General features: G+C 62.4%; 11 protein-coding genes. 4 read left to right on the top strand and 7 right to left on the bottom strand.

Translation table 11 applies throughout. The features are described 5' to 3' along the window. Positions 1 to 45 precede the first annotated feature (45 nt). The 3 genes from EK373_RS05175 to EK373_RS05165 form a co-directional block, all read right to left on the bottom strand. The gene (locus tag EK373_RS05175) at positions 46 to 2517 is read right to left on the bottom strand and encodes a glycogen/starch/alpha-glucan phosphorylase (protein ID WP_129641654.1); all 2472 of its coding nucleotides are present in this window, start codon (positions 2515 to 2517) and stop codon (positions 46 to 48) included. 12 nt (positions 2518 to 2529) lie between these two features. Beyond that, positions 2530 to 3150, bottom strand: coding sequence for a Cif family virulence factor (locus tag EK373_RS05170; protein WP_129641653.1), 621 nt, complete (start codon positions 3148 to 3150; stop codon positions 2530 to 2532). 150 nt (positions 3151 to 3300) lie between these two features. Then, positions 3301 to 3762, bottom strand: a complete 462-nt coding sequence (locus EK373_RS05165; RefSeq protein ID WP_129641652.1) for an OsmC family protein — start codon at positions 3760 to 3762, stop codon at positions 3301 to 3303. Positions 3763 to 3936: 174 nt separating this feature from the next. On the opposite strand from EK373_RS05165, the gene EK373_RS05160 reads away from it, so the two are divergent. From EK373_RS05160 to ybaL, 3 genes are all read left to right on the top strand, one after another. Next, a complete protein-coding gene (locus EK373_RS05160) occupies positions 3937 to 9813 on the top strand; it encodes an alpha-2-macroglobulin (RefSeq protein WP_129641651.1) in 5877 nt (1958 codons plus the stop codon). Then, positions 9810 to 12131 carry a penicillin-binding protein 1C gene (gene pbpC / locus EK373_RS05155; RefSeq protein ID WP_129641650.1) on the top strand — a complete coding sequence of 774 codons (2322 nt, stop codon included), beginning with the start codon at positions 9810 to 9812 and terminating at the stop codon, positions 12129 to 12131. The genes EK373_RS05160 and pbpC overlap by 4 nt, the downstream gene beginning before the upstream one ends. A gap of 111 nt (positions 12132 to 12242) precedes the next feature. Beyond that, a complete protein-coding gene (gene ybaL, locus EK373_RS05150) occupies positions 12243 to 13997 on the top strand; it encodes a YbaL family putative K(+) efflux transporter (RefSeq protein WP_129641649.1) in 1755 nt (584 codons plus the stop codon). Positions 13998 to 14012: 15 nt separating this feature from the next. Here ybaL and EK373_RS05145 read toward each other — a convergent pair whose 3' ends face one another. Continuing rightward, the gene (locus tag EK373_RS05145; RefSeq protein ID WP_129641648.1) at positions 14013 to 14429 is read right to left on the bottom strand and encodes a GNAT family N-acetyltransferase; all 417 of its coding nucleotides are present in this window, start codon (positions 14427 to 14429) and stop codon (positions 14013 to 14015) included. A 108-nt stretch (positions 14430 to 14537) separates the two neighbouring features. On the opposite strand from EK373_RS05145, the gene EK373_RS05140 reads away from it, so the two are divergent. After that, positions 14538 to 14951, top strand: a complete 414-nt coding sequence (locus tag EK373_RS05140) for a hypothetical protein (protein ID WP_129641647.1) — start codon at positions 14538 to 14540, stop codon at positions 14949 to 14951. Between the two features lie 207 nt (positions 14952 to 15158). Here the strand turns inward: EK373_RS05140 and EK373_RS05135 are convergent, their stop codons facing one another. The 3 genes from EK373_RS05135 to glpK are packed head-to-tail and all read right to left on the bottom strand — an operon-like array spanning position 15159 to position 18901. Continuing rightward, entirely contained in the window at positions 15159 to 15935 is a 777-nt protein-coding gene (locus EK373_RS05135; protein ID WP_129641646.1) for a DUF4261 domain-containing protein, read from the bottom strand. Between the two features lie 54 nt (positions 15936 to 15989). Further along, positions 15990 to 17399, bottom strand: a complete 1410-nt coding sequence (locus EK373_RS05130; protein ID WP_157994225.1) for a M48 family metalloprotease — start codon at positions 17397 to 17399, stop codon at positions 15990 to 15992. A 2-nt stretch (positions 17400 to 17401) separates the two neighbouring features. Then, positions 17402 to 18901 (bottom strand): glycerol kinase GlpK, encoded by a 1500-nt coding sequence (glpK, locus tag EK373_RS05125; RefSeq protein WP_129641644.1) that lies wholly within the window; start codon positions 18899 to 18901, stop codon positions 17402 to 17404. Positions 18902 to 18905 lie beyond the last annotated feature (4 nt).

Genomic DNA, 18905 nt, shown 5'->3' with positions numbered 1-18905 from the left:
AAGGTTCCATGACTGATCTCCAACCACCAACAGCCAACCGCCGTCTTACAGCACCGGCTTGATTGACCAGATATTATCCGCGTACTCGCGGATGCTGCGATCGCTGGAGAACGGCCCCATGCTCAGCGCGTTGATCACCGACTTGCGGGTCCATTCTTCAGTGTTCCGGAACAACTCGTCGACGCGCGCCTGGGCCTCCATGTATTCATGGAAGTCCGCCAGCACCATGAAGTGCTCGCCGTGACTGAGCAGCCGGTCGCTCACCACCTTGGAGTCGAAGATATTGTCCGGCGTGAAATAACCGGAGTCGATCAGCTCGATGGCGCGTTTCAGAGCTGGATTCTTGGCCACTTCGTCCGCGGGTGAGTAGCCCTGCGCACGGCGCGCGGCCACTTCTTCGGTGGTCATGCCGAAGATGAAAATATTCTCGTCGCCCACCGCATCCTTGATTTCGATGTTGGCGCCGTCGAGCGTGCCGATGGTGAGCGCGCCATTCAACGACAACTTCATATTGCCGGTGCCCGACGCTTCCATGCCGGCCGTGGAGATCTGCTCCGACAGGTCGGCCGCCGGCATGATCTCCTGCGCCAACGACACGTCGTAGTCCGGCAGGAAACAGACCTTCAGCTTGTCGCCGATGCGTGCGTCGTTGTTGATGACGTGCGCGATGTTGTTGATCAGTTTGATGATGGCTTTGGCCATGTGATAGCCCGGCGCCGCCTTGCCGGCGAACATCACGACGCGCTTCGGCATCGGATCGTCCGGGTTGTCGAGCAGGTGCTGATAGCGCGCGACCACGTGCAGCAGGTTCAGCAGCTGCCGCTTGTACTCGTGAATGCGCTTGACCTGAACGTCGAACATGGCGTCGACGCTGACCGTCACGCCGAGCAGCTGATGAATGGTCTTGGCGAGCCGCTCCTTGTTGGCGCGCTTGATCTCGCGGAAACGATTGCGGAAGTCGGCATCGTCCGCGGCCCACTTCAAACGCTCCAGGTCTTCCAGATCGTTCTCCCACGCCGAGCCGAGCTTCTCGGTCAGCAGCGCGGACAACAACGGATTGGCCTGCTTCAGCCAGCGGCGGACGGCGATGCCGTTGGTCACATTGGTGAAGCGCTCCGGCCAGAGCTGAGCGAAGTCGCTGAAGATGGTCTCGCGCATCAGCCGCGAGTGCAGCTTCGCGACACCATTGACCCGATGGCTGCCGACCACCGACAAATAGGCCATGCGCACGCGCCGATCGCCGTCCTCGTTGATGAGCGACATGCGCCGCCGCCGATCCAGGTCCTGCGGGAACTTCGCGCTCACTTCCTCCAGGAAGTCGCGATTGATCTGATAAACGATCTGCAAATGGCGCGGCAGCAGCCGCTCGAAGAACGACACCGGCCAGGTCTCCAACGCTTCCGGCAACAGCGTGTGGTTCGTGTAGCTGCACACTTCACGCGTGATCTTCCAAGCCGCCGCCCACTCCATGTCGTAGGTATCCACCAGCAGGCGCATCAGCTCGACGACGGTCAGCGCCGGGTGCGTGTCGTTGAGCTGCACGGCGATGGCATTCGACAGATCCTTCAGCGGCCGGCGCTCGGCCATGTGCTGCCCGAGCAGATCCTGCAACGAGGCGCTGACGAAGAAATACTGCTGCTTGAAGCGCAGCTCCTTGCCTTGCGGAGTCGAGTCGTCCGGATACAGCACGCGAGTGAGATTCTTCGCGTCGACCTGTTCGGCGACCGCGGCCGCGTAATTGCCGTGATTGAAAGCTTCGATGCGGAACGGCGTGATCGCACGTCCCGACCAGAGCCGCAAATGGTTGACCGTCGGGCTGCGGTTGCCTGGAATCAGCAAGTCGTAACCGACTGCCCAGACGTCCTGCGTATCGACCCATTCGTATCGCACTCGACCCTGTTCGTCGCGAGTGGCGCGACAATGGCCGCCGAAGCGCACGCGATGGCGTATGCCGCCCTGCCCCGTCTCCCAGAAATAGTGGAAGCCCAACCAGGAGCTGGCGACTTCGCGCTGCGCGCCGTCCTTCTCGATGACCTGGGTAAAGATGCCGTAGTCATAGCGAATGCCATAACCGGTGGCCGCATAACCGAGCGTGGCGAGCGAATCGAGAAAGCAGGCGGCGAGCCGACCCAGACCGCCATTGCCTAGACCGGGATCTTCTTCCTCGGCGGCAATGTGATCGAGATCGTGGCCGAGCGACTCGACGGTCTCGCGCACTTCGGTGAGCAACTCATCTTCGAACGCCGACAGCGCATTGATCAGGCTGCGGCCGAGCAGGAACTCCATCGACAGATAACAGATCCGCTTCACGCGGGCGCGCGCCACCCGGTGACCGGTGGCAATCCACCGCTCGGTAAGTTCTTCACGGACGGCGATGGAAAGCGCGTCGTAGATGTCTCGGCGGGTCGCGTTCTCGGTGGACTTGCCGAGCACGCGCTCGAGGCGATCGACGATCGCCTCACGGACGGCGCCGAGGCGCAGCGGCACCGCCGAACGAATCGCAGAAGTCTGCGCCATGAAAATCCTCGCTTACTTAACCTCGGCCACCTTCTCGGCGACGATCCGCCACGAAGCGCCCTCGCGCACCAGGGTCAACTCCTTACGCAACGAGTTGGTGCCGAACTTCTGCACGAACCGCACGATGCGCTTGTCGGACCCATCCGGTTCGACGCGCAGGCCTTCGACAACTGGATCGGGCACCGGGCCGGTGGCCACCTGCTCACGACGCTGCTCCAGCCAGGCTGCACTCCCCGCCGAATCCGTCGGCGCGGCGAAGCTGCCAGAATAAAGCGCAACAACCGCATCCGCTTCGCGGTTTGCCCAAGCCTGGGCCCAGCTCGCGACCACTTCTTCGGGCGAGCGCGCCGTGGTGCCGGTGGAGCGGAAGTACGAAGGCGGCTCATCCAGGCAGCCGCTGCCAGTGTGCCGGCCGGCGGTGGGCTCCGGAATCGTCAGTGCCTCCGCGCGGTTCGGCTGGGTCATGCCGTCGGGCACTTTTAGCTGCGGATTGTTACGCGACGCCAGATAGGGCTGATCCTTTTCCACGCACACCGCCTGCTCGCCGCCGCCACAGGCGGCCAGCAACGGCAGGAGCAAGGCACAGCCGACGATCAGACGCCGGACAGGCAAAAGCGCGCGAATCTTGTTCATGCAGGCGAAACCCTGGAATTTTCTATGGTCGATGGCCACGGGCCGGTCTGATTCGACGGTCGAATGTGGCCGAGGCCCTTTCGACAGCGCCCGGTAACGTGACTTTTACCGGTCGACAGGCGAACGGCGAATGCTACGCGGCGGACGGATTTACGCAACCGGCTCGCAACGTACGTCGGTTTTGACCGACGAGGCGATGAAACATTCATCGTGCGAGCGATGGTGCAGCTCGTTCAGCTGCTCGGCGGTCGGCTGCTTGCCGGCAAACACCACCTTGGGCCGCAGGGTAACGACGGTCATGGCCATCCTGCCGGCCTCGTTCTTGGCCATGACGCCCACCGCCTGATCCTCGTAGCTGTCCACGACGAAGCCTTTCGCCGCGGCAAATGACAGAAAAAACAGCATGTGGCAGCTGGATAGGGAAGCGACGAACGCCTCCTCCGGATCGACCGCGCTCGGATCGGACAGCGGCACCCGGACCACGTGGGGCGAACTGGAGCCCGGCACCGTCACGCCGCCATCGAATCGCCACTCGTGCGCCCGGGAATACTTCTGGTCGGTGAATACGGCGCCGAGGCGCTGCCAGTAGATGGTCGCGGTGTACTCGCTCATGGGATCGATCCGGGCCGGAGTCGGCCGAGGCCGACGGGGTGGCATTGTCCCGCGGCTGCCACGGCTTTGCCACATTCCTGTCCGGGTTCGGGCAGAATCGCCGCCCAACATGCCGGCTAACGCCGCGATCTGGCTGATTTGGGCTTCAATCTGTCTCGCAATGGGGTTGCCTTGATGGAACGGTTTCGTGCCGCTTTACGGACGATCTTCGGGGAACTGAACTGGCAGCCGCCGGGATGGTTCAACGCTGCCAGTGGCTCGGTTCGCCAAGGCGCAGCCCGCCTCAACGCTTCCGCGCGCGCGAACCCGCAAGGCGCCGCACTCGTGCTCGCCGGGATTGCCGTGCTGATCGCCGGAGCCTGGTACGGCTGGCACTGGTACAAAAATCGTCCGCAACCGGTGCTGACCGAGTTCGCCGTCAGCGCCCCCGGCCCGACCTGCTATGCCTGCGAGCCGCCGGGTCCGCCGAATCCATTGGTCGTGACCTTCTCTGCATCGACCGCAACGCTGGAGCGCGCCGGGCATCCCGTCGACCCGACGCAAGCCGGGATCGATATCAGCCCCGCAGTCGCGGGCCAGTGGTCCTGGGACGACGATCGCACGCTGCGCTTTCAGCCGGCCAGCGACTGGCCCATCGGCCAGCAATACCACGTCGAGCTGTCGAAGCAGAGCTTCGCCGCCTCGCACGTCACGCTCAAAGAATATGAGTTCACGTTCCAGACGCCGGCGTTCGCCGCCAAGCTGGCCAATACCGAGTTCCATCAGGACCCGGTCGTCGCCGGCAACAAGAAAGTCGTCGCCAGCATCAACTTCACGCACCCCGTCGATCCCGAGAGCTTCGAGAAGCGGGTGAAGCTGAAAATGTTCAACAAGGTGACGGACACCATCGAGAAGGAACTGACCGCGCCGGCCTTCACGGTCATCTACGACAAGTTGAAGTTGAACGCCTTCGTGCATTCCGCGCAGCTGGAAGTGCCGCCCAAAGCCGGTCGCCTGCAAATCACGATCGAGCCTGGCACGCGTGCCGCGCGCGGTGGTAACGAATCCAAAGACACGCTGACCGCCAGCGTCGAAGTGCCGGGACTCAACAGCTTGAAGGTTTCCAACCTGGCGCTCGACATCGTGCGCGATGAGCGCAACGAGCCCGACCAGGTGATCCTGATCAACACATCGTTTTCGGTGCTCGAAAAGGACCTGCCGCCGAAGGTGCACGTGTGGCTGCTGCCGGAGAAACATCCGGATCCGAAGTTGCAGGAACAATTCAGTCGCGGCCGCGCCGGGCAGCCCTATCCCTGGACCGACACGACGTTCCGGCCCGAAGTGCTGACTGCGCAGAACGCGCTGAAGGTCGAACAGATTCCGGGTGAGCAGGAGCACTACGAGCTGCACAGCCTGCGCTATCAGGCCAAGCCGGGCCGCTATCTCTATATCAAGATCGACGCAGGCCTGAAGTCCTTCGGCGGCTATGTGCTCGGCGACAGCGTCGAACGCATCGTGCAAGTGCCGGAGTTCCCGCGCGAGCTGAGCATCCTGCACCAGGGCTCGCTGCTGTCGATGTCGGGCGAGAAGACCGTCAGCTTGTTTGCTCGCAACATTCCGGCCGTTCGGGTCGAGATCGGTCGACTGTTGCCGCGCCAGTTGCAACATCTGGTGACTCAGACCAGCGGCAGCTTCGGCGCCCCGCAGTTCAACAACTGGGCGTTCGAGTCCGCCAACATCACCGAGCGCTTCTATGACGTCATTCGTCTGGAAACGGGCGACCCCGGCAAAGCGCAGTACGAAGCGGTCGACCTCGGCAAGTATCTCGACGACAACGCCGGCGATCGGCGCGGTGTATTCCTGTTCCGCGTGCAAGCGTGGAATCCGGATAACGATCAGCCCCTGAGTTACGCACCCGAAGCTTGGAATCAAACCATCGGCGCGCAGCTCGCGGATGCTCGCGTCATCGTCGTCACCGATCTCGGCCTGGTGGTGAAGCGCTCAGTCGACGGCTCACAAGATGTGTTCGTGCAGTCCATCGCGACCGGCGCGCCGATTGCAGGCGCGTCCGTCGAAATCATCGGTCGCAACGGCTTGCCCGTGCTCACCGAGACCAGCGACGGCGACGGTCACGTACGCTTCCCTGAATTGAAAAGCTTCCAGCGCGAGAAGTCGCCTGTGCTGTATCTCGCGCGTCGCGGCGGCGACAGTTCGTTCCTGCCGCTCGATCAGCGCGGCCGCGCGCTCGATCTGTCGCGCTTCGATATCGGCGGCGTCGAGAGCGCTGCCGAACGGACTGCGTTGTCGGCTTATATCTTTTCGGATCGCGGCATCTACCGGCCGGGCGAAGAGATCCACGCCGGCGCGTTGGTTCGCAATCAGGAATGGACCGGCCGCATGTCTGACGTGCCGCTACGCCTGGAAGTCACCGACCCGCAAGGCACCGTCATCCGCCGCGAGACCTTCCGCCCCGGCCCGGCCGGCTTCGGGGAAATCCGGCAACCGACCAAGGAAACATCGCCGACCGGCACGTACACGCTGTCGCTCTCCATCGTGCGCGATCAATACAGCGCCGATCTCATCGGCTCGACGACGGTCCAGGTGCGCGACTTCCAGCCGGACCGGCTGCGCATGAAAGCGACGTTCTCCGCAATGTCCGCCGACGGCTGGGTCCCGCCCGACGATCTGGAAGCGCACATTCAATTGGAGAATCTGTTTGGCACGCCGGCGGAGAGCCGGCGCATCGTGTCGAATCTGACGCTGACGCCGAGCATTCCTTCGTTCCGCGCCTACCCGGATTATCAATTCCACGATCCGCAATACGCGCGCGAAGGCTTCAGCGAGCAGCTCGAAGATGCGACGACCGACGCACAAGGCAAGGCAACGCTGTCGCTGAACCTGCAGCGCTTCGCAAAGGCGACGTATCGAGTGCACTTGGTGTCGCAGGGTTTCGAAGCCGACGGCGGTCGAGGGGTTACGGCCGAGGCTGCACAGCTCGTCTCCAACATGCCTTATCTCATCGGCTACAAACCCGACGGTGAACTGGGCTATCTGTCTCGCAACGGCGAGCGCACGGTCAATCTGATCGCGATCGATCCCAAGGCTCAGCGCACCGAAGTCAGCGGCCTGGTGCTGACGCGACTGGAAACCCGCTTCGTCTCGGTGCTGATGCGCCAGTCGAACGGCACTTTCAAATACGAGTCGCGCCGCAAAGAGACGTCTCTCGGCGATACGCCACTGACGATTCCCGCTGCCGGTCATTCGCTGAAGCTCGTCACCGAGGCGCCGGGCAACTTTGCGTACGTGGTGAAAGACGCATCGGGTCAGCAGCTCGCCCGCTTCGACTATCAAGTCGCAGGCGAAGGCAACGTCACACGCACGCTGGAAAAGAACGCCGAGCTCGAACTGACCTTGTCGAAGCGCGACTATGCGCCAGGGGAGGAAGTGGAGGTTTCGATTCGTGCCCCGTACGAAGGCGCCGGCTTGATCACCATCGAGCGCGAGCGTGTGTACGCGTGGAAGTGGTTCAAGACTTCGACGACCAGCTCGGTGCAGACGATCTCGTTGCCGGAAGGGTTGGAAGGCAACGCCTATGTCTCGGTCACTTTCGTGCGCGACACGGGCTCGTCCGAGATCTACACCAGTCCGATGTCCTACGGCGTGCAGCCGTTCTCCATCGCGGTGGACGCAAGGCGCAATCCCGTCACAGTCGAAGCACCTTCGCTGGTGAAGCCGGGCCAGGATGTCACCTTCCGATATCGCACCGAGCGGCCGTCGCGACTGGTGTTGTTCGCTGTCGATGAAGGCATCCTGCAGGTCGCCGCGTACAAGACACCCGATCCACTCGGCTATTTCTTCCAGAAGCGCGCGCTGGAGGTGTCGACGACGCAGATTCTGGATCTGATCCTGCCCGAGTTCCGCCAGCTCGGCCTGGCCGCCGCGCCCGGCGGTGACGCCGAGGGTCTGCTCGGCAAGCATCTCAATCCGTTCCGTCGCAAAGGCGAGAAGCCGGTGGCGTACTGGTCGGGCATCGTCGATGCGGACGCGACGACGCGTGAGCTGAAGTACACCGTGCCGGATTACTTCAACGGCACGCTCCGCGTGATGGCAGTGGCCGTAACGGACGATCGCGTTGGCGTGCACGAGAGTCGCACGTTGGTTCGTGGCGACTTCGTGTTGTCACCGAACGCACCGACGACGGTTTCGCCGGGGGATGAGTTCGATGTGAGCGTCGGCGTGTCCAACAACGTCGAAGGCTCGGGCGCCGGCGCCACGGTCGCTGTGACGTTGGAAACCGACGCCGGGCTCGAAGTGGTTGGCGAACCGAAACAGGAAGTGGGCATCGCCGAGGGCCGCGAAGGCTCCGTGCGCTTTCGCTTGCGAGCGAAAGATGTGCCGGGTCCCGCGAACATGAATTTCATCGCGCGGACGGGCAATGCGAGCGGTAAGCGGAAGATCGATCTCAGCGTGCGCCCTGCGACTCCATTCATGACGCAGCTGAGCGCGGGTGTATTGCAGAAGGGTGATCGCGAGATTCGCATCGAGCGGCAGATGTATCCGCATCACCGCACGCTCGAAACCGGCGCGTCGATGCTGCCGTTGCAGTTCGCGCATGGCTTTGTCGCGTATCTGTCGAACTATCCGTATGCGTGCACGGAACAGATCGTCAGCATGTCCATGCCTGCGGTGCTGCTGAGTTCGCGGCCTGAATTCGGCTATGTGAAGACGCGCGATGGCTCCGATGTGTCCTCGCTGATTGGCGAGCTGCGCTCGCGCCAGACTGAGACTGGGGCGTACAAGCTGTGGCCGGGCGGCAATGACGTCGTCGAGTTTGTCTCGCTGTACGCCCAGCAACTGTTGCTCGAAGCCGGCGAACGTGGCCAGGCGGTGCCGGGTGACCTGGTCGCGAATGGCAACAACTACCTGCGCGAGATCGCGCAGCGCGATGGAAACAATCTGACCGAAGAGCGACAGAGCGCGTATGCGATCTATCTACTGACGCGCCAGGGTCAGCGCATGGCGGCGGAGCTAACCGCCCTCCGCAAACGCCTGGCTGAGCGGTATCGAGGCCAGTGGGAGCAGGATCTCACTGCTGCCTGGCTGGCAGCATCGCTGGATTTGATGCGCCAGGACCGTGATGCGGAGAACCTGATCTCCGGCACGCGTTTCGATGCACCGGTCGATGAGTTGTACAACGACCCGATGACGCGGGACGCGTTGTTACTGTTCATCGTCTCGCGGCACTTCCCGGAGCGGTTGAAGACCGTGCCGAGCGATGTGTTCACGACGATGGCGAAACGAGTCACCGATGGGTACTACCACTCGCTGTCGGCCGGCACGACGCTGCTGGCGTTGGATGCATACGCGTCAGCTACCGAAGGCGCGGAACGCAATCTGGCGATTGCCGAGGTGCTGAAGAACAAGAGCGTGCGGTCGCTGACGTTGCCGCAGGGTCTGTTCCCGACGGTGAAGTTCACGGATCAGGCCGCGGCGCTGAAGTTCGCGAACAACACGAACCTCAATGCGTACTACCTGATCGAACAGTCCGGCTTCGACCGCAAGCCACCGACGCAGGCGATCAAGCAAGGGCTGGAGGTGTTGCGTGAGTACACGGACAGCAGCGGCAAGCCGATCACGTCGATCACGATGGGACAGCAGATCGATGTGCACCTGAAGTTCCGGGGACTGAAGGAGGGCGGATATTCCAACGTCGCGCTGGTCGACTTGTTGCCGGGCGGCTTCGAGTTGGTTGTCCCGACGGAAGGAGCGCAGACCCTGTTCGCTGAAGCCGTCGAAGGCCAAGAGGACGGCGGATACGAGCAAGCCTACGACGCTTGGCAGTGTCAGATCTGCGTTGGCAACCTGAAGGCATCGCTGCAGTACGCTGATATGCGCGAGGATCGCGTCGTTTTCTACGCGAACGCGAACAGCGACGTCTCGGAAATCGTTTATCGGATCAAGGCGACGAACGTTGGCAGCTATGTGACGCCGCCTGCGTACGGTGAGGCGATGTATGACCGCAGCGTTGTGGGTCGCTCGGCTTCTGGTCGCATCGAGGTGTCACGGCCGTGACGCGTTGGCGGCTCGCCATCATCGCTGGAATCGTGGCGATCGTCGTAGCGGCGACGCTCGTCACGATTCGGCTGTGGCCGCGCGAGCCGCTCGCGGACAAGATTGCCTCGTCGACGGCAATCTTCGATCGCCAAGGCCGGCTGCTGCGGCTGACGTTGGCGAGCGATCATCAATATCGACTGTGGACACCGCTCGAAGAGATCTCACCCGAGTTGGTCGAAGCACTCCTGCTCCACGAAGACCAGCACTTCTACTGGCACCCCGGGTTCAACGCGGCATCGCTAGTCCGTGCGGCAGTTTCGAGTTACTCCGGCGGGCCGCGAGTCGGCGGCTCTACGATCACGATGCAACTCGCCCGCCTGATGTACGGGCTGAACACCCGAACCATCAGCGGCAAACTCCAGCAGATCTTCCGCGCTATTCACCTGGAGCTCCGCTACTCGAAGCGCGATCTCCTCGAAGCCCATTTGAACCTGATGCCGTACGGGGGAAACATCCAAGGCGTCGGGGCAGCGAGCTTGATCTACTTCGACAAGTCAGCGAAGCGACTCGGACTCTCCGAAGCGCTGACGCTTGTTCTCATCCCCCAATCCCCCGCTCGTCGTGCACCTGCACAGGCCGAGCCTGCCGACCTCCGTGATGCGCGCACACGCCTGTTTGCTCGTTGGATCGAGCAGCATCCCGACGCCGCGAGTTCGACAGACTACATCGCCACGCCGTTGCGCTACGCGTCCCTGCGTGACTTGCCCTTCGCCGCGCCTCACTTCACGAATGCAATCTTGCAGCGGCCGCGACCAGCATCGGTCCACTCAGTAAACACGACGCTCGATCTGCGGGCACAGAAGACTCTCGAGCGCGTCATCGCAACCTACGTTCGCGAGCACAACCATATCGGCATGCACAACGCCGCCGCGATGCTCGTCGACTATCGCGATCTCTCGGTGCGCGCGATGATTGGTTCGGCCGATTTCTTCGATACCCAGATCGAAGGCCAGGTGAACGGCACGCTGGCCAAGCGCTCGCCCGGCTCGGCGCTGAAACCGTTCATTTACGCATTGGCTATCGACCAGGGCGTGATCCATCCGCAAACGGTGCTCAAGGACACACCGACCGCCTTCGGCCCGTTCAATCCGGAAAACTTCGACGGCCGGTTCGTCGGTCCGATCACCGCGCGAGACGCGTTGATCCGTTCTCGTAACGTGCCGGCGCTCACCCTCGCCTCACAACTTTCGACGCCATCCTTCTATCAGTTCCTGCGCAGTGCCGGCGTCACGCGCATGGCGAGCGAAAAACATTATGGCCTCGCGCTGACCTTGGGCGGCGGCGAAGTCACGATGGAAGAGACCGCCACGCTGTACTCCATGTTGGCAAATCGGGGTCGCCTTGCTCCGCTGCGCTATCTCGCCGACGAGCCACAAAGCGAAGGCGTCCGCACGCTGTCGGAAGAAGCGAGCTTCATGACCTTGGACATGCTCCGCTCTGCGCCGCGGCCGGAGGATTCGTTCGCACGCCGACGCAGTGGCGTTCAGGCTGCGTGGAAGACCGGCACGTCATGGGGCTTTCGCGATGCCTGGACCGCCGGCACCTTCGGTCCTTACGTGCTGGTCGTGTGGATCGGCAACTTCGACGGCCGGGGCAATCCCGCGTTTGTCGGTGTGCAAGCGGCGGCGCCGTTGTTCTTCCGCTTGCTCGATGCGCTCGCCGCGCAGGAAAAGCTGGTCGAGCCTATTTACCGCCAGCCGCCGCGCATGGAGCGAGTCGAGGTCTGCAGCGCCTCGGGCGACCTGCCGAACGCGGAGTGTCCGCAGGTAGTGAGCACTTGGTACATTCCGGGTGTGTCACCGATTCGCGTGAGTCAGATTCATCGTCGCGTGTGGGTCGATACGAGAACGGGCGAGCAGGCATGTCCACCCTACGATCCGACGCACACGCGCAGCGAGGTCTATGAATTCTGGCCCACTGATCTACTGCAATTGTTCGCGCAGGCCGGCATGCCGCGTCGGCGTCCGCCGCCGCCGGCGGATTGTCAGCGGGATGTTCCCAGCGGCACAGCACCGCAGATTACGTCGCCTGTCATCGCTGTGACTTACACGGTACGCAGTGGCCGCGTCGGCAGCGAAACGATTCCGCTGGCGGCCAACGCGGACAGCGAAGTGCGGCGCTTGCACTGGTTCGTCGATGAAAGTTACGTCGGTACCGGCGCGCCCGGTATCGCGATCGGCTGGCATCCCTCACGTGCCGGTCATTACATGGTGCGCACCGTGGACGATCGGGGCCGCGCCGATAGCCGGGAGCTGGTCGTGGAGCTGGTTCGTTAGTCCGTTCCATCGAGAGAACTGATCGACGATTCGAGCGGAGCGGTTACTATTGAACGCTCTCGCGGGCGCCGGCGCGCTCGCTTCACTCGACCCATAGGTGACCCCTAGCGCATGCATCATCAATCCGAGCTGATTGCCCTGATCGCCATGGGCTTCGTGCTGGCCATGGGATTCGGTTTCCTTGCCTCCAGGCTGCGCATGCCGCCGCTCGTCGGTTACCTGGTCGCGGGAATTGCAATCGGTCCGTTCACGCCGGGCTTCGTCGCCGACGCGGGTCTCGCCGGCCAGCTGGCAGAGATCGGAGTGATCCTGCTGATGTTCGGGGTCGGCCTGCACTTCTCGATCGGCTCGTTGCTCAAGGTGCGCAACATCGCGTTGCCCGGCGCTGTCGTGCAGATCGCGGTGGCGACCATCATCGGCTGGGGGCTGGCGCGCTTGTGGGATTGGGGTACGGCGGCAGGCGTCGTGTTAGGTCTTGCGCTGTCGGTCGCCAGCACCGTCGTGCTGTTACGAGCGCTCGAACAACGCAACGAGCTGGATACCGAGCAGGGTCGTATCGCCGTGGGCTGGCTGATCGTCGAAGACCTGGCGATGGTGCTGGCGTTGGTGTTCCTGCCCGCACTCGCGCACACCGGCGATCGGGCCGGCGAAACCAGTTTGCTCGCCAGCCTCGGTTTGACGACGTTGAAGGTCGCGATGTTCGTGGCGCTGATGCTGGTCGGAGGCCGACGCGTCGTGCCTTGGGTGCTGGCGCAGATTGCACGGACCGGTTCTCGTGAGTTGTTCACGCTGGCGGTGCTGGCGATTGCGTTGGGCATCGCTTACGGCTCGGCCATGCTGTTCGATGTGTCCTTCGCGCTCGGTGCGTTCTTCGCCGGCGTGATGCTGGCCGAGTCGGACCTCAGCCATCAGGCGGCGGAGAATTCGCTGCCGCTGCAGGATGCGTTCGCGGTGATGTTCTTCGTGTCGGTCGGCATGTTGTTCGACCCCATGGTGATCTTGCGTCAGCCGTTGGATCTGCTGGGAGTGCTGTTCGTCATTCTGATCGGCAAGTCGGTGGCCGCGTTCGCCATCGTGCTGGCGTTCGGTTATGCCGTGCGCACGGCACTGACGATCTCGGCGAGCCTGGCGCAGATCGGCGAGTTCTCGTTCATTCTCGCCGGCCTGGGCGTCGGGCTCGGCTTGCTGCCGCCCGAGGGTCGCGACCTGATTCTCGCTGGCGCACTGCTATCGATCACTTTGAACCCGTTCGCCTTTGCGACCATCGAGCCGATCGCGCGTTGGGTGAACGAGCGGCCCCAGCTGCTCGCGTTCTTCACGCGCAAGGAAGGAAAACGTTCGGCTCTGCAGCCGGATCACAAGGTTTCCAATCTGCGCAATCATGCGGTGATCGTCGGTTACGGCCGCGTCGGCAGCGTCGTCGGTCATGGCCTGCAGGCCCAGGGGCTCGAATACGTCGTCATCGAGATGAGCCGTCGCGTCGTCGACCAACTGCGGGAAGACAAGATCACTGCGGTGTATGGCGACGCCACCGCTCATGGCGTGCTCGACCTCGCCCAGATCGAACATGCGCGCTTGCTCGTGATTGCATCACCCGATGGCTTTCACGCCCGTCGCATCCTCGAGCTCGCTCGTGCAAAGAACCCGAAGATCGCAGTGGTCGTGCGTACTCACAGCTCATCGGAGCTGAAATACCTGATCCGCCAGGGCGTGGACCGCGCCGTCATGGGCGAGCTCGAGCTGGCGCTGGAGATGACCGATTACGCCCTTCGCAGCCTCGGCGTGTCCGAAGAGCGCTGCAAGCTGCTAACGCAGTGGTTGAGGAATGAAGGCGTAGCGGGCAATCCGAAGGATCCGGGGGCGTGAGGCAGAGCCCTGATCTCATGGAGCTGACGAATAGCGACCCATCACTTCTTCCGGCCGTCGCAGCGCCTGAAACCCAAATTGCGAATACAGACCCGCCGCATCCCGGGTACGCAACAGCACAACCTGTAGTCCTGCAAGATCCGGATGCGCGAGCATGGCTCCGATCAGCGCCTTGCCGATGCCTGCGCCTCGATGTTCCGGAACGACGAACACGTCGGCGATATAGGCGAACACAGCTCGATCGGTGATCGCGCGCCCGAACCCCACTTGTTGCGCATTCTTGTAAGCACCGAAACAGAGTGAATGCAGAATCGAGCGCTCGACTGTTTGCCGCGATCTGCCGGTCGCCCAATAGCTGGTACTGAGAAATCGATGCACCAGCTCCACATCGATACGGGCCTTGTCGGTGCTGATCTCTATACCCGCTAGCATAGTTCATACTCCCGCGGAAACTTGGCGGCCAGTTTTATCCCGTGCCCGAGTACTTCACTATACTCTCCGGCTAGCTGCCGGCAGGAATAAGAACTCTCGATGGATGCGATGTTTGTAACAACCGCCGCCGAATCCGACATCGCTCGGGCGTTGGGGCTGTGGCCGGAGCTGGCTGGACGGAGAATTCGGCCCTTGATGGTCACAGCGTTCGGCGATATCTACGTGGAGTCGGCCGAGGGCGAGGTTCTGGTTGCAGACCCGGTGGAACTGAAGTGCTCTCACGCGGCCGAATTCGTGACACATTTGGAGCAGTTGTTCGCCGACCGATCCTGGGCGCAGGAGCGGTTGATGACGGAACTGCTCATGCTTGCTCAGGAGCGCGGCGTTAGAAGAGAACAACATCAGGTCTTTGCGATTACTCCGCATCCTTCCTTCACCGGCGCCCTGCGGGTCGAGAACCTCGTTGCGATGGACCTGTATGTCTGGCATCGCATCTGCTCCCAGCTGCGCGAGCCACCATGACAGAGCGGGGTTCTGGAAAGCGGTTTCTGTCAAAAGCACCAAGCTTATCGCGGGCTATCTCATCGCGGGCGCCACTTATTTGCTGTATTTCAGATGGCCGAACTATGAAGGCCATTCTCCCTGGGGAAGACTTGCAAATCCAGGCACGTAATCATCAGGAGGGCGGAAGAATCGAGCGGTCGGTGGTGGCGAGGAAAGCTAGCAAACTCACCATAGCTTCCACCAAGGCTTCGCCTGCGTCTCATACTGAAGCCGCATCACCCTGTTGGTATTTCCGAACGCCGAGTCGGAATAGATAACACGGATTTTCTCCCGCGCATCTTGGCCGACGGTGTCACCGTCCCGGATCACGGGTCCGTTCTGCAGCAGGTAGCGGGCCACGCCCTGCAGGCGGTCGCGCAGGTCGCCGGGTTTCTCGGGCGACTCCTGGGTTTCGAGCTCCATGTGACCCAGTGCTTCCATGCCTTGGGTGAAGCCGCCGCTGGCGGTCTTCGTTTGCCAGCCGACGCGAAAATCGACCCAGATGTCCAGCGGCGGTCCGAGAGGCAGCACCTGCTCGGCGAAATCGAGGAAGATCTGTTTGGGAATGACCAAGGTCGCGTTGCCCCAATACACGCCCATCGCATCGCAAGCCGCCAACACGGCGGCGGTGGCCTTGGTGAGCAGGACCGACTGTTCAACTTCGTTCTGCTCACTCATCAATGTCACGAGGATGTGAGATTCGTGGCGCCGCACCTCTTCCGCAGCATCCTTCCAGAGAAGGCTGGTTGCGCAGGGTCCCTCCAGCTCGGACCAGGGAATGGGCGCCGGCATGTTCGCGAGCATGAGCATCCCCTCCTTGAACTTGAAGGATGGAATACCTTCGGCAGTAGATTCCAGGGTCGCATCGAGATCCGGGTAACGCAGCTGCAGCTCGCGTTCGATCGCAGACGCAGGCAGCTCGATCGGCTGACGCAGCAGAATCATCGAGATCATGATGGACATGGCCGACTGCGACTCCTTGGAAATGAGCCCGCTGTATACCCGAAACCAACTTGATCAACGCAGGATGGCGTGCAGGATGACGGTCGGCAGCATCGTGAACAAGCCGGACAGCGCGATCGAGATCATCACCAACAGATAAATCGCGACGCTCAGCAGTGAGACGACCACCACGCCGGCGACGGCGATTAGAAGTTTCAGCCACACTGGCATGCCAGGAGGCGGCGACAACGTAACAGTCGCACCCATGCGTGCGAGCGCCTTGAGGCGTTTGTCATGCGGCGGATACATGGGCAGGCTCGAGCCACTGAGCAGTCCACCGCGACGGGCGCCGCCGGCGACGAGCATGTGAGCGCACCACGCGGGAAAGCCGCTGCCATTGCCAAGTTGGCCGAGCGCGTCGCTGAGAGCTTGAGGATCGCGAGTCAATTGCACGGCGATGGCGTCGGCGAGATATTTGCGACGGCGCCAGATCAGGGCGAGCAGCGGCTCGAGGAAGACGCTGCTGACCATCCCGCCGAAGAACCCACTGATGACCACCGGCCCGTACAGCGGCATGCGAATCCATTCGCGCCAGGTGAGGTTGTTCGAAGTGTTGCCGCCGGAAGGCTGCGAGCTCTGCGCGCTGCCGAAGGGATTGGTGAGCTCCAGGATCAGACGTGAATCTGCACTCGACGCGCCGTTCTTCAAGGCTTCCCGTAGCGTTTGCCACAAGCGTGACCACGCGGGCGGATCGACGATGCCATCGCTGAGTCGCGCGACGAAACCAAACAAGCTCAGCGTCTGAGCAACTCGCATCCCTTGCACCACGTCGCCGTTGGCGACGAGTCCGATGAGATGGCCCGCGACCGCCTGCATGTGCGAGCGATTCAGCTTCTCCAACAATCCAGTGGAGACCAGCACCGTGACCGATTCGTCGTCCGGGCCATAGACCGCGGCATTGATGCCAGGCATATCGACGATGGCCACCTTCGGCATTTTGATGTTGGCGGCGATGGCCATTTCGGCGACCACATTTGCGAGCCGCTGTTCCGCGAGCACGCCAGGATTCGGCGCGCGCAACGCCAGTTCCTGCGCACCACTCGCCTCTGCCTCGCGCACGATACGTCGCAGCGTCAGCATCACGAGCAGCACTGCAATCAGACCAGGCAGCGCGGCGACGAGCGCCAGATAGAGCCAACGACTGGCCGGCTGAGTCTCGATGTGATCGCTGATGTAGCTCAAGGTCTCCATGACCTGGCCGAGCAGGTCCGGGGTCGGCACGACCAGATTGATCACATCGAGCAGCAACCCGATCAGCGCATAGAAGAGCGGCGAGGTCAGCGTCGCGACGACGAAAGCAAGGATCGCAATTCCAACAGCAGCAACCGCACTCACCTGCCACGCCGCACGACGGTGACGCGCGATGGCCGCGAAGAAACTTTCGCGTTCTTCCGCCGTCCAGAGGGGAAGCTCGGCCGCCGACATGGTCATTCCACCCAGTTGAACGAGCGCGTCACGGCCTTTTGCCAGGATGAATACAAATGCCCGCGATCTTCCTTGCTCATGCGCGGCCGCCACATGTGCGACACACCCCAGTTGCGGCGCAGGTCGTCCGTGCTCTGCCAATAGCCTGTTGCCAGGCCAGCGGCATATGCCGCACCCAAGGCGGTCGTCTCGGTCACTTTCGGTCGCACCACACTCACGTCCAGGATGTCCGATTGAAACTGCATCAACAGGTCGTTCACGACCATGCCGCCATCGACACGCAGCTCCTGCAGTTGAATGCGAGAGTCCTGCTCCATCGCAGCGACCACGTCGCGCGTTTGATACGCCGTCGCCTCCAGCGCCGCGCGAGCGATGTGCCCGCGATTCGCATATCGCGTCAGGCCCGTGATTACGCCACGCGCATGATCCTTCCAATGAGGCGCATACAGCCCGGAGAACGCCGGCACGATGTAAACGTCACCGTTGTCCTGCACACTCGCCGCGAGCGCTTCGATCTCACCGCTGTTACGAATCAGGCCTAAGTTGTCACGCAGCCACTGCACCAGCGCGCCGGAAATCGCTATCGATCCTTCTAACGCAAAGCATGCGGGATTCCTGCCAAGCTGATATGCGACCGTCGTCACGAGACCGGCAGCCGACGACACCGGCTTGTGGCCGGTGTTCATGAGCAGGAAGCAGCCGGTGCCATAAGTGTTCTTGGCTTCGCCCGGCTCGAAGCACGTCTGGCCGACCAGCGCCGCTTGTTGATCGCCGAGAATGCCAGCGATGGGCACGCCTTTGAGGGGCCCCTCGGCGACGTGCCCATACACCTCGCTGGACGATGCGATCTTCGGGAGCACGCTGCGCGGGATCGAAAACGTTCGGAGCAATTCGTCTTCCCATTGCAGCGAGCTCAACCCCATCAACTGGGTACGGCTCGCGTTGGTCACGTCGGTGAGATGCAGACCGCCGTTCGCACCGCCGGTCAGATTCCACAGGACCCAGGTATCCATCGTGCCGAACAGCAGGTGTCCCGCATCGGCGAGGGCCCGCGCGTTCGGCACGTTGTTCAGCAGCCATTTCAACTTTAGCCCGCTGAAGTAACTGGCGAGCGGCAACCCAGTGAGCGCACGAAAGCGATCCTTGCCGCCCTCCCCCGAGAAGTAGGCGACCAGCGGATCGACCCGCGTGTCTTGCCACACCAGCGCGTTGTGTAGCGGCTCGCCCGTGCGCCGATCCCAAATCATCGTCGTTTCACGTTGATTGGTGATGCCAATCGCGACGAGATCCTTGGCAGTGAGGTTCGCGGATCGCAGCGCCTCGGCGATCACCGCGTCGGTGTTGCGAGCGATATCGATGGGCGAGTGCTCGACCCAGCCAGGCTGCGGAAAGATCTGAGGATGTTCCTGTTGAGCGCTGGCGACGATGTTGCCGGCCTGATCGAACACCATGAAGCGCGTGCTGGTCGTGCCTTGATCGACGGCGCCAACGAATGAGCTCATGACA

This window comes from Peristeroidobacter agariperforans, assembly GCF_004138335.1.
Taxonomy (GTDB): Bacteria; Pseudomonadota; Gammaproteobacteria; order Steroidobacterales; family Steroidobacteraceae; genus Steroidobacter; species Steroidobacter agariperforans.
Note: the sequence above shows the minus strand (reverse complement) of the source record. Positions and strands in the feature narration are given on the sequence as shown.